Consider the following 11,831-nt stretch of genomic DNA (forward strand, 5'->3'; position numbering starts at 1 on the left):
TGGTTCAGCGTCAGTAACGGCCTTGCCGCACACCAGCCGGCGCCCAATCAATTCTTTTCGGTTTGTCGATTTCAATATTGCGGGGGCACTTTGTTGATAGTTACATCGATTCAGGCTGTGGAAGTAGCGATCGAACGCTTTGAAGAGCGCGGCGACGACGCCCCATCCCTCTCAGATGTTCGCTTAGCAGCGGCGGCCGCCCTCGCCAACCTGCTTGGCGTCTGCGAAAATGCCGAGACAGCCACGCTAGATGCCGTGCTCGAACAACTCCTCCTTGATCCGAAGCCGAATCGAGATGCACTGCTCCTGACGGCGCGAATGCTCGATGTTCCAGACCTGCTGCCGACTGGTAGCAGCGATGGGCTTCAATTCCAGCGCCAATTCGCAGCCTTATTTGAGCGGACGGTGCCAGACCTTGCAAAAGCTTTGGATCTCGGGCGGATCAAGCAAACAATGGACAAGATTCACGCCATAGGCGGTCTTCAAAGTCGCGCAGCCCAATTACTCGAACCGCTGTCGCATAGCGCTTCAGCGCCGTCCGCCTTCACCACTGGAAAACAGTTCGTGTTCAAGGCGCTGAACTCCCCGTTGCTCAAATCCTATCTGCATCCTTATGCATTCGCCGAACGATCCGCGCTCATCCGCGACATTCAGACGTCAATCGAGGAATTGCTTGAGTGTAAGGACGCCACGTTTGCGCTCAAGATAGAGCAATGCGAGCAGAAGTTGACAGAAGCTGAGGGGGCTTTTGAGGGGAACTGTGACCTGTTTACCAAGGCAGGTTTCCGGCCCTATTTGGCTAGCGCGAGAGCGGTCCTCTCTGAAATCCGCGCCCGGTCGGTCGACCGCTTTCGCTGCGCGATCCGCGCGCGGCGTCCTGTTCCCAACGTTATCGAACGGCGCTTTCCGCTCCACGAAGCGAACAGAATCTTCCGGGCAACTATCCCGTTTTTAAATGACGGACCCGGCCTCGCCCTCGACACGGTGGTGACCCTCGTTTCTGACACCGACGCGCTGGTCGTGCAGAATGAGCGAGTAGCAGTTGGTACGGTCGAACCTGGCGAATTCGCAGTTACGCTCGACTTGCTGGTCGGCGATCCAACTCGAGAAGTAAAATTGTTGGTAGAGGTCCAGTGGTCTACTGCCCATTCGCTAACGCGCGAGGCGTGCTCGTTCGAGGCCGTATTGACGGGCCAAAATCCGGATGTGCCATGGGACACGCTTGAAGTTGACGATCCCTACAGCATTGAGGTTGCTCATGGTGACGAGTTCGTTGGGCGGCGGGCGAAGGTGACCGGGCTCGGCGGGGGGCTACGGCGGCCCCGCATGCAGTCCTCATACATTACTGGTCAGAAGAGGGTGGGGAAAACGTCACTCGCATTCGCCGTAAAGGACTATATTCGAGGCATGGAGGGCGGCGGTGACTACGAGTTCATCTATCTTGAATATGGCGAATATGCGCGGAGCGACGCTGGGAAAACGGTGCAGGCGCTCGGGGCGGCGATCGCGCAACGCCTAGCTGCCCATCTGCCTGGAGACCTTCGACCGGGCGCCCTTGATTTTGAAGGGTCGATCGCGCCGCTGAATCAGTTAGCGCAAAGCTTGGAGATGGTCGCTCCGAACAAGAGATTCGTTATCATCTTGGACGAGTTCGATGAGATAAATCCTGAAATGTACCGGTTTGGACCGCTCGCCGAGGCATTTTTCTCTAATCTCCGGACGTTCAGTGCCAAGTTAAATATCGCGTTGATTCTCGTTGGTGGCGAAAATATGCCATTTATCATTAGTGCTCAAGGTGATCAGCTCAACAAATTCGTACCAGAGCAGCTAAGTTATTTTTCACGCTCGTCCGAATGGGAGGATTATGTCGATATAATTCGCTTGAAAGACGCCTCGCCACTCAACTGGTATGAGTCCGCGCTCAATGAGATTTTCCGGATCGCCAACGGTCATCCTTATTACACCAAATTGCTTTGTGCTCGAATTTTTCAGAATGCTGTTAGCGACCGCGATACTGAGGTTACAGTCGAGGAGGTGAGTCGGGCTCTTCGCGGGCTTATTGAGTGGCTCGATATCAATGCGTTCGCACATTTCTGGAAGGACGGCATCGCCGCCGCTGAGCGAAACGAGGCGGAGATTACCGAACTAAAGCGTAAGCGCGTGCTCGTCGCGCTCGGTCAGACTAAAAGGTCTGGCACGAGGCTCACACTTGAAAATGTCGCTGCCAACGTACGGAACCTGTCGATCGCCCCCAGCGAAGTGCCATCTATTCTCACTGATTTCGTGCGCCGAGATATTCTTCGCGAGCGGAATGGGGAATATGGCTTCATTCTTCCCCTATTCGACGAATGGCTAGTTCAGAAGGGGGTAGGTAAACTCATCGCTGACACACTCGGCGATGATATGGCCGAGGCGCTACGCGCAGTGGAGGATGAAGCATTTGTAAGCGCGGCTGAGATCGCGTCCGCAATCGAGGCTTGGCCGCCTTATATGGGACGTCAGCTTGGTGTCGGCGACATTCAAGGCTGGCTTGAGCAGCGCGACAGCTTCCGCGAGCGCCGGTTGCTGTTCAAATTAATCGAACACCTGCGCTTTCTCCGGGAGGAGGAAGTAAGGGAGAAATTGCGGGTCGCGCACAGCATAGTGAAGCAGCATGTCGGTGCATTCACGCCGAAGAATCGATCTGAGCGGCGGTTTGATATCGCGGTGACGTATGTAGATGGCATCGCGAAAAGTGGTGCGAAATATGCCGAGAAGTATGCGGAGGAAAACCTCATTTCCTCTACCTGCGTCGTTGAGCCCGCCGACATTGCGGCCGCGATCGACAGTCTTGCGTTGAAGCGTGGTCACCCGATGAGCGGAATCGTTATCGTTGACGATATCGCCGCGACCGGGACGTCGCTCGCCGGAGATGTTGAAGCGTTTGTGACACGCAACAAAGCATTTTTGGCTGCAAAGAAACTTCCGGTGATCGTGATCACTCTGCTCGCCACAGAGGCTGCGGACCAAGCGGTGCGCGCCGTCATGGAAAAGCTCGAGGATGTCGACATCGATTTCCGCGCGTGCGAGCTAATTCGGGACAGCGCCTTTACCTTTTCTGAACATAGCCCGGTTTGGACTGATGCTGACGAACGCGCGCGAGCAAAGGCGCTCATCAGCGAGATCGGTCGTAGCGTTTGCAAGCCGGCCCCTCTGGGGTTCGGCGATCTCGGTCTGCTGATCGCGTTCACCGACACCGTCCCGAATAATACATTGCCGGTCCTGCACGCTGCGGGCGCAAACTGGCGGGCGCTCCTCCCGCGCCCGAAAAACTAGACTGGGGAGGAACTCCGCTCAGGACATGATGCGGTAGAAGTGTAAGGAGGAGTAACGTCCTCTTAGGCTGTCAAGCACCGGCCAATCGTAGCGACTTCGGGAGCAAGGAAACGGATGAGGTCGAGGCTCGTAGTGTAGGGGCAATAGGCATCGGCAGGGCGTCGAATCTCTAGCGTTAGTCTAGGGTGCGAGTTTGCTAAACACCAAAGTTCCCATACACTCCGAATCGCCACGACCTTCATCCCGGCAGCATCGGCTATACTTTTCCACGCTTTGTCGGCAGTCTAGGCCGTCAGGCCATCGCGATGCGCGAGCGCAAGACAATGTCGATCGCCGAGCGAGAGGCCGGTCTTGGCAGTGACCGCGCGAAGCCGTCCGGCCAGCATCGCCAGCGCCTTGTCGGCGGGGACGATCTCGATCGGTAGGCGATCGAGCATCGCGGCCACCTCATCGACGGGCATCCCGAGGCGGATGAAGTGGCTTACGACCCCGGTATAGTTCATCAAGCTTATTCAAGCGCCAGCTATGACCTCGGTGACCTTGCTGTCACCGGGTTCGCTCAGAAGCAGCGTGAGCAAGGCCGAGGCGTCGAGGACGACTTCGCTCACTCACCGCTTTCCGTATGGCGGTTGGCCAGAAAGGCGTCGACCGACGCTTCTGCTTTGCCAGCCGTAAATTGCTTTGCGATCGCCTGAGCGCGCGAAACGGCTTGCGCTGCGGTGCGAAGGACGACGCCGTCCGCTGTTTCTTCGAGAAACACCGCTCCGCCGTCGAAGAGCCCCAGGTGTTTTCGAATGTCGGCAGGCAGGCTCATCGGGCCCTTTGGCGTGATATTGACCTAGATCGTCGCAATCCGCTCCTTCGACGCTGGGTTCGGAGCGCGAAGATAGCAACGATGGGCTTCATGTATAGGTCTGGCACATTGATGCAATGATGGCGCATTGGCAAAATTGTGCCATCGGAGACGGGTCATCTCGATGCCGGACAAGGTAAAGCGTGCTTGCGATGTGCTCGCGTGCACCGGGCTTGCACGCAGTCCACCGAAACCCTCGCGGTGCAGCATATTCGACTGATCCACATTTCCCCCGCCCCAAAACCACGGAACCGCCCCGATCCCAGCGGGTTCTGCGCCCCATAGGCCGGATGCCGATCGCGGCGGCGGCCCCTCACCGCAATCCAAGGGGATCGTCTTGCCGCAATTGCCCACCCGCCTCGACGCGGGCTCGCCCCATCCGCTCGGCGCCACCTTCGACGGGCTCGGCGTCAATTTCGCGATCTTCTCCGCCAATGCCGAACAGATCGAACTGTGCCTGTTCGACGCGACCGGGCGCAAGGAACTCGCCCGCTACCGCCTGCCCGAATGCACCGACGAGGTCTGGCACGGCTATCTGCCCGATGCGCGGCCGGGCCTGCTCTACGGCTATCGCGCCTACGGCCCCTATGACCCCGAACGCGGCCACCGCTTCAACCCCAACAAGCTGCTGCTCGATCCTTATGCCCGCCGCCTGTCGGGCGAGCTGCAATGGACCGACGCGCTCCACAGCTACCGGCTGCGCTCGCGCAATGTCGATCTGAGCTTCGATCCCCGCGACAGCGCCCGCGCCATGCCCAAGGGCGTCGTCACCCATGATGTGTTCGACTGGTCGCAGGACCGGCGGCCCAAGGTCCCCTGGTCGGACACCGTGATCTACGAGGCGCATGCCAAGGGGCTGACCAAATTGTTCGACGCGGTCGATCCGCCCGAACGCGGCACCTTCGCCGCATTGTCGCATCCCAAGGTGATCGATCATCTGCGCCGGCTCGGCATCACCGCGATCGAACTGATGCCGATCCAGGCCTTCGTCCAGGATCGCTTCCTCCAGGAAAAGGGGCTGCGCAACTATTGGGGCTACAACACGCTCGCCTTCTTCGCGCCCGAACTCGGCTATTGCCACCATGGCAGCCATGACGATCTGCGGCTCGCGGTCCGCCGGCTCCACGCCGCCGGGATCGAGGTGATCCTCGACGTCGTCTACAACCACACCTGCGAGGGCAGCGAGCGCGGCACCACCCTGTCGTGGCGCGGGCTCGACAACGCCACTTATTACCGGCTCGTCCCCGATCATCCGCGCTACTGCCTCAACGACACCGGCACCGGCAACACGCTCAACCTGTCGCGCGCCCGCGTGACCCAGATGGTCGCGGACTCGCTGCGCTACTGGGCGACCTCGTTCGGGATCGACGGCTTCCGTTTCGATCTCGGCCTCACCCTCGGCCGCACCGACACCGGCTTCGATCCCAACGCCGCCTTCTTCCAGGTGCTGCGCCAGGATCCGGTGCTCGGCGCGCTCAAGCTGATCACCGAGCCCTGGGACGTCGGCATGGGCGGTTATCAGCTCGGCAATTTCCCGCCCGGTTTCGCCGAGTGGAACGACAAATATCGCGACACCGTCCGCGGTTACTGGCGCGGCGATCCCGACAAGCGCGGCGATCTCGCCCAGCGGCTGTCGGGATCGGCCGATCTGTTCGATCGGCGCGCGCGCCGGCCCTGGGCCAGCGTCAACTTCCTGTCGAGCCATGACGGCTTCACCCTCGCCGACACCGTCGCCTATGAGGATCGCCACAACGAGGCCAATGGCGAGGACAATCGCGACGGCCACGACAACAATATCTCGCGCAACTGGGGCGCCGAGGGGCCGACCAACGACGCCGGGATCGTCGACGTCCGCGGCCGCGTCCAGCGCTCGATGCTCGTCACTTTGTTCGCCTCGCTCGGCACCCCGATGCTGCTCGCCGGCGACGAATTCGGCCGGACCCAGGGCGGCAACAACAATGCCTATGCCCAGGACAACCCGATCAGCTGGGTCGACTGGTCGCTGCTCGACACGCCCGAGGGCAAGTCGCTCTACGACTTCACCGCCCGGCTGATCGCGCTGCGCCACGAACATCCCGCGCTGCGCCCGCCGGTGTTCCTCTACGGCCAGGATTCGCCGGGGCAGGGGATCAACGACATCGAATGGTTCGACGAGCGCGGCCAGCAATTGACCGAGGCCGATTGGCGCAACCCCGATGGCCGCGCGCTGATGATGCGCCGCGCCACCCGCATCGACGAAAGCCGGGTCGGCGTCATCACCCTGCTGCTCAATGCCTCCGACGATCCGATCTCGTTCATTTCGCCGTCGCCGGGCATCGCCCACACCGTGCTGCTCGACAGCGCCCAGCCCGATCGCCAACCCTTCGAGATCGGCGACGAGTGCGGCGTCGCCCCGCACGGCGCGGTTCTGATCCACTGGACCACCGATTTCGTGCCGCCAGAAGCGGAAGCTTTGCCCGAAGCCTTGGCCGTAGCGGGCGCCGCGGCATGAAGGGCTGGGGCGCCGCGCTGGTCGACCGCGATCGCACCCGCTTCCGGCTGTGGGCGCCCGATCGCGACGCGGTCGCACTGGTGATCGACGGCGCCGGCGAGGTGCCGATGGCCCGACAGGACGATGGCTGGTTCGAGATCGAGCATCCGGTCGGCGCCGGCACCCGCTATCGCTACCGCACCGGCGCCGACAGCCTCGTCCCCGATCCGGCGTCGCGCGCCCAGGCCGGCGGCGTCCATGGCTGGAGCGTCGTCGTCGATCCGCTGGCCTATCGCTGGCGCACCGCCGGCTGGCGCGGCCGGCCCTGGGAAGAGGCGGTGATCCAGGAGGTTCATGTCGGCACCCTCGGCGGCTTCGCCGGGGTCGCGGCGGCGTTGCCCGACATCGCCGCGCTCGGCATCACCGCGATCGAGCTGATGCCGGTCGGTGCGTTCGGCGGCACCCGCAACTGGGGCTATGACGGGGTGCTGCCTTATGCCCCGGCCGAGGCTTATGGCACCCCCGACGATCTCAAGGCGCTGGTCGATCGCGCCCATGAGCTCGGGCTGATGGTGCTGCTCGACGTCGTCTATAATCATTTCGGCCCCGACGGGAATTATCTGGCGGGCTATGCCGCGGGCTTCTTCCACGACCGCGACACCCCCTGGGGCGGCGCGGTCGCGGTCGATCGCGCGCCCGTGCGCCGTTTCTTCATCGACAATGCCCGGATGTGGATCGACGACTATCGTTTCGACGGGCTGCGCTTCGACGCGGTCCATGCGATCGACGATCCGCGCTTCCTCGATGCGATGGCCGCCGAGCTGCGTGCGCTCGCCCCCGCGCGCGATATTCACCTCATCCTCGAGAACGAGCAGAACGACGCCGACCGGCTCGCGCCCGGCCGCTACGACGCCCAGTGGAACGACGATTTCCACAATGTCCTCCACGTGCTGCTCACCGGCGAGACCGCGGCTTATTATGGCGACTTCGCCGATCGCCCCGCCGAACGCCTCGCCCGCTGCCTCGGCGAGGGCTTCATCTACCAGGGCGAGGGCTCGCCCAACCATGACGGCCGCCCGCGCGGCACCCCGAGCGGCCATCTGCCGCCGTCCGCCTTCGTCGCCTTCCTCCAGAACCACGACCAGATCGGCAACCGTGCGCTCGGCGACCGGCTGACCACGCTCGTCGATCCCGACCGGCTGCGCGCGGCGACCGCGCTGCTGCTGCTCGGGCCGCAGATCCCGCTGATCTTCATGGGCGACGAGACCGGCTCGACCGCGCCCTTCCTGTTCTTCACCGATTTCCACGACGAACTCGCCGACATCGTCCGCGAAGGCCGCCGCCGCGAATTCGCCAAATTCCCCGCCTTCGCCGATCCCGATGCCCGCGCCCGCATCCCCGATCCCAACGCGCCCGACACCTTCGCGATGTCCCGCGCGGTCCCCGGCCCCGACGCCACCGCCTGGACCGACCTCTACCGCCACCTGATCGCGCTGCGCCGCGCCCACATCGTCCCGCGGCTGAAGGGCGCGCAGCGGATCGGCGCCGGCGCGATCGGCGAGGCCGCGGTCGTCGCGCGCTGGCGGATGGGCGACGGCGCGGTGCTCGGCGTCGCCCTCAACCTCGGGGAGACTGCCGTTGAGTTCCCGCCGGTCGGCGATCCGCTGTTCGCGCTGGGCGAGCCGGGTGCGCCGGCGAGCTTCGTCGCCTGGATCGAGGCGCGGTCATGACCCCCTGGAGATCCTCCCTACGCAAAGCGTGGGGAGGGGGACCAGCGAAGCTGGTGGAGGGGTCTTCCGACGGCAAAGCCACCGCAAATGTTGAGGTTCTGCACCACCCCTCCACCATCCTACGGATGGTCCCCCTCCCCATCTGCGATGGGGAGGATCCTAACCCTCAAATCCGCGCATCGGCTGAACCATGATCCCCCGCGCGACCTACCGCTTCCAGTTCCACCGCGGCTTCACCTTCGCCGATGCCGAGGCGCTGGTCCCCTATCTCGACGGCCTCGGGATCAGCCATGTCTATGCCTCGCCGGTCACCACCGCGCGGCCGGGGTCGATGCACGGCTATGACGTCGTCGATCCGACCCGGGTCAATCCCGAACTCGGCGGCGAGGACGCGCTGCGCAGCCTCGTCGCCGCGCTGCGCGCCCGCTCCATGGGGCTGATCATCGATATCGTCCCCAACCATATGGGCGTCGGCCCCGACAATGCATGGTGGATGGACGTGCTCGAGAAAGGACAGGCCAGCCCCTGGGCGACGACCTTCGACATCGACTGGCGCCACCCGGTGATGCTGCCGGTGCTCGGCGACGGTTTCGACGCCGCGCTCGCCAACGGCGACATCGCCCTCGATCGCAGCGGCGACCGGCCGATGCTCGTCGCCTATGGCGAGCATCGCTTCCCGCTCCGCGCCGAGGATGAGCAGGACGACGGCGCCGATCTCGCCGCGCTCCACGCCCGCCAGCATTACCAGCTTGCCTGCTGGCGCGATGCCGATGCCGAACTCAACTGGCGCCGTTTCTTCACGATCAACGAACTCGCGGGAGTCCGCGTCGAGGACGAGGCGGTGTTCGAGGCGGTCCACGCGCTGGTCTTCCGCCTCCATGACGAGGGGCTGATCGACGGCGTCCGCGTCGACCATGTCGACGGGCTGACCGACCCCGCCGGCTATGGCCGCCGGCTGCGCGCCCGGCTCGGCGCCGACGCCTGGATCGTCGTCGAGAAGATATTGGGCGCGGGCGAGACGCTGGCCGCCGACTGGGGGATCGACGGCACCAGCGGCTACGACTTCATGGATACGGCGACCGCGATCCTCCACGATTCCGCCGGCGAACGGCCGCTCGCCGATCTCTGGGCGGCGCTGAGCGGCCGCAGCCGGCGCTTCGACGACGAGTTACTGGTCGCGCGCCAGCAGATGCTCGCCGCCGCCTTCGCCGGTCAGCGCGCCGCGGTGGTCGAGGCGTTCGCTGTGCTCGCCGAGTCCGCCGAGTTCGACTGGAGCATCGATGCGATTGGCGCCGCGGTCGATCGCCTGCTCTGGGTGTTCCCGGTCTACCGCACCTATGGCACCGGTGCCTGCGCGCCGCCGTCCGACGCGGCGATCCGCGACCACGTCCGCCGCCGCGCCGGCGATTTCCTCGACGAGGGCCAGCAGGCGATCGCCGACGCGCTGCTCGCCTGGCTGGCGGGGGAGGGGCCCGGCGACCCGGCGCTGGCCGCCGATGCGGTCCGCCGCTTCCAGCAATTGTCCGCGCCGATCGCCGCCAAGGCGGTCGAGGATACCGGCTTCTATCGCTATGGCCGGCTGCTCTCGCGCAACGATGTCGGTTCCGATCCCGATCGCTTCGCCTGGGATATCCCGGCCTTCCACCGCGCGATGGCCGACCGCGCCCGCGACTGGCCGCACGCGATGTTGACCACCGCCACCCATGATCACAAGCGCGGCGAAGACAGCCGCGCCCGGCTCGCGGTGTTGAGCGAGATCCCCGATCTCTGGCGTGCGCAGGTCGACGGCTGGCTCCACATCAACCTGCCCTTGCTCGACGGTATCGATCGCGGCGACGCGTACATGCTGTTTCAGTCGATCGTCGGCGCGGTCCCCGCCGATCTCGACATCGGCGACGGGGCGGCGCTTTCGGCCTTCGCCGAACGGATCGGGGCCTGGGCGGTCAAGGCGCTGCGCGAGGCGCGGCTGCGGTCGTCCTGGGAAGATCCCGACGGCGACTATGAGGCGCGGATGACCGCGCTGATCGACGCGCTGTTCGATCCGGCGCTGTCGTCGATCTTCCTCGCCAGCCTCCGCCAGTTCGTCACCGCCATCGCCCCCGCCGCCCACGCCAACGGCCTCGTCCAGGCCGGCCTGCGCTGTACCGTCCCCGGCGTCCCCGATCTCTATCAGGGCGCCGAAGCCGAGGATCTCAGCCTCGTCGATCCCGACAATCGCCGCCCGGTCGATTTTGCCCTGCGCCGGCATCTGCTCAAAGGCGGCGGCCGCAGCTTCGATGCCGTCAAGCTCGCCCTGATCCGCGACCTGCTCGCCCTGCGCCGCGACCATCCCGCTCTGTTCGCCGACGGTGCCTATGTTCCGGTCGCGGTCGAAGGCCCCCGCGCCGACCATGTCCTCGCTTTCGTCCGCGCCGACGATACCCACCGCCTGCTGTGCGCCTTCGCGCTGCGCCTGGGGGCGATGCTCACCGGCGCGGGCAGGGCGCTTCCAGACCGCGCCTGGTGGGGCGACACGCGGCTGGTCGACGGCGACCGGTCATGGGAGGCGGCGGACCTGTTCGCGGATGGCCCGGTGGCGGTGGATATGCTGGCGGGGTAGTAGGGACTTTGTGACAATCCTCCCCACGCTGCGCGTAGGGAGGATTGGTAAGGAGTGCCTAAGGCCGCACCCGCGGAAAGAAGCACCGTACCATCGTCGCCGCCTCTTCCACCATCGCCATCACCGCGGGCGTTCCATTAGGCTGGACCTCCCAGTTCGGGTCGGTCTCGCCGGCGGTGGGATGAACCGCGAGCCGGGCGACCGCGCGGTTCCACGCGCTCATCGGCTTGTCGCTGGCGCGCGCGAGCGTCGCGACGATCCGGACGCGGACATCCTCGGCGGGCGGCAGCTTGGCCGGGCTGGCGGGGAAACGCGGCGCGACCGCGGCTTGTCCGATGGATTCGATCTGGTGCTGCATGAAATCCCCCGATGGCTCGCGTGATATTCGGGGTAACTCCAGTCTATTCAAAAGGTTCCATGTAGTTTCTACGAAGCGGCCACACATCCGCGGCTCTCGACCGGACCGCCAATTTATGGCAGAAAAGCGCCGATGACCGATCGCGCCATAGCCGTCCTGCCGAGTTCGGATTTCGAGCGGAGCTGGGCCTTCTATCGCTATTTCGACTTCACCCTCGTCGCCCGCGACGATGGCTGGCTGCGCTTGCGCAAAGGCAGCGTCGAACTCGATTTCACCCGGACCGAACGCACCCCCGGCGACGACGGCCTGGTCTCCGACCGGCTGTGCCTGTTCCGGGTCGCCGATGTCGCCGCGTGGCATGCCGGCTTCGCGGGCACCCGGATGCGCTGGAAGGCGCTCGGCGTGCCGTCGCTGACCGCGATAAGCTCGGGCGCCTGGGGCGTCCCCGCCTTCTGCATCACCGACCGCGACGGCAATCTGATCTGGGTCGTACAGGACGCCTGACC

General features: G+C 64.5%; 8 protein-coding genes. 5 read left to right on the forward strand and 3 right to left on the reverse strand.

All coding sequences use genetic code 11. The features are described 5' to 3' along the window. Positions 1–117: 117 nt before the first annotated feature. Complete coding sequence (locus AC1RM6_RS03060; protein WP_493098123.1) at positions 118–3,315, forward strand: phosphoribosyltransferase-like protein; 3,198 nt, start codon at positions 118–120, stop codon at positions 3,313–3,315. A gap of 284 nt (positions 3,316–3,599) precedes the next feature. Here the strand turns inward: AC1RM6_RS03060 and AC1RM6_RS03065 are convergent, their stop codons facing one another. Both AC1RM6_RS03065 and AC1RM6_RS03070 read right to left on the reverse strand, forming a co-directional pair. Further along, a complete protein-coding gene (locus AC1RM6_RS03065; protein WP_493098124.1) occupies positions 3,600–3,818 on the reverse strand; it encodes a PIN domain-containing protein in 219 nt (72 codons plus the stop codon). 101 nt (positions 3,819–3,919) lie between these two features. Next, positions 3,920–4,147: an AbrB/MazE/SpoVT family DNA-binding domain-containing protein gene (locus AC1RM6_RS03070; RefSeq protein ID WP_493099512.1), complete on the reverse strand. Its 228-nt coding sequence runs from the start codon at positions 4,145–4,147 to the stop codon at positions 3,920–3,922. A gap of 358 nt (positions 4,148–4,505) precedes the next feature. Here AC1RM6_RS03070 and glgX point away from each other — a divergent pair, with 358 nt between their 5' ends. The 3 genes from glgX (at position 4,506) to treY (ending at position 10,967) form a co-directional block, all read left to right on the forward strand. Beyond that, entirely contained in the window at positions 4,506–6,659 is a 2,154-nt protein-coding gene (gene glgX, locus AC1RM6_RS03075; RefSeq protein ID WP_493098125.1) for a glycogen debranching protein GlgX, read from the forward strand. After that, the gene (gene treZ, locus AC1RM6_RS03080) at positions 6,656–8,368 is read left to right on the forward strand and encodes a malto-oligosyltrehalose trehalohydrolase (RefSeq protein ID WP_493098126.1); all 1,713 of its coding nucleotides are present in this window, start codon (positions 6,656–6,658) and stop codon (positions 8,366–8,368) included. Before glgX ends, treZ begins: the two co-directional genes overlap by 4 nt. A gap of 190 nt (positions 8,369–8,558) precedes the next feature. After that, positions 8,559–10,967, forward strand: a complete 2,409-nt coding sequence (gene treY, locus AC1RM6_RS03085) for a malto-oligosyltrehalose synthase (RefSeq protein ID WP_493098127.1) — start codon at positions 8,559–8,561, stop codon at positions 10,965–10,967. A gap of 58 nt (positions 10,968–11,025) precedes the next feature. Here treY and AC1RM6_RS03090 read toward each other — a convergent pair whose 3' ends face one another. After that, positions 11,026–11,325, reverse strand: coding sequence for a hypothetical protein (locus AC1RM6_RS03090; protein ID WP_493098128.1), 300 nt, complete (start codon positions 11,323–11,325; stop codon positions 11,026–11,028). Positions 11,326–11,457: 132 nt separating this feature from the next. Here AC1RM6_RS03090 and AC1RM6_RS03095 point away from each other — a divergent pair, with 132 nt between their 5' ends. Beyond that, positions 11,458–11,829, forward strand: coding sequence for a DUF8817 family protein (locus AC1RM6_RS03095; protein WP_493098129.1), 372 nt, complete (start codon positions 11,458–11,460; stop codon positions 11,827–11,829). Positions 11,830–11,831: the final 2 nt, after the last annotated feature.

The organism is Rhizorhabdus sp. GW822-FHT03C02 (assembly GCF_058801765.1).

What these genes read in the sequence shown, in the direction of transcription:
- AC1RM6_RS03065 (WP_493098124.1), bottom strand. Translation starts at nt 3,818, where the DNA reads ATGAACTATACCGGGGTCGTAAGCCACTTCATCCGCCTCGGGATGCCC.
- treZ (WP_493098126.1), top strand. Translation starts at nt 6,656, where the DNA reads ATGAAGGGCTGGGGCGCCGCGCTGGTCGACCGCGATCGCACCCGCTTC.
- treY (WP_493098127.1), top strand. Translation starts at nt 8,559, where the DNA reads ATGATCCCCCGCGCGACCTACCGCTTCCAGTTCCACCGCGGCTTCACC.
- AC1RM6_RS03090 (WP_493098128.1), bottom strand. Translation starts at nt 11,325, where the DNA reads ATGCAGCACCAGATCGAATCCATCGGACAAGCCGCGGTCGCGCCGCGT.
- AC1RM6_RS03095 (WP_493098129.1), top strand. Translation starts at nt 11,458, where the DNA reads ATGACCGATCGCGCCATAGCCGTCCTGCCGAGTTCGGATTTCGAGCGG.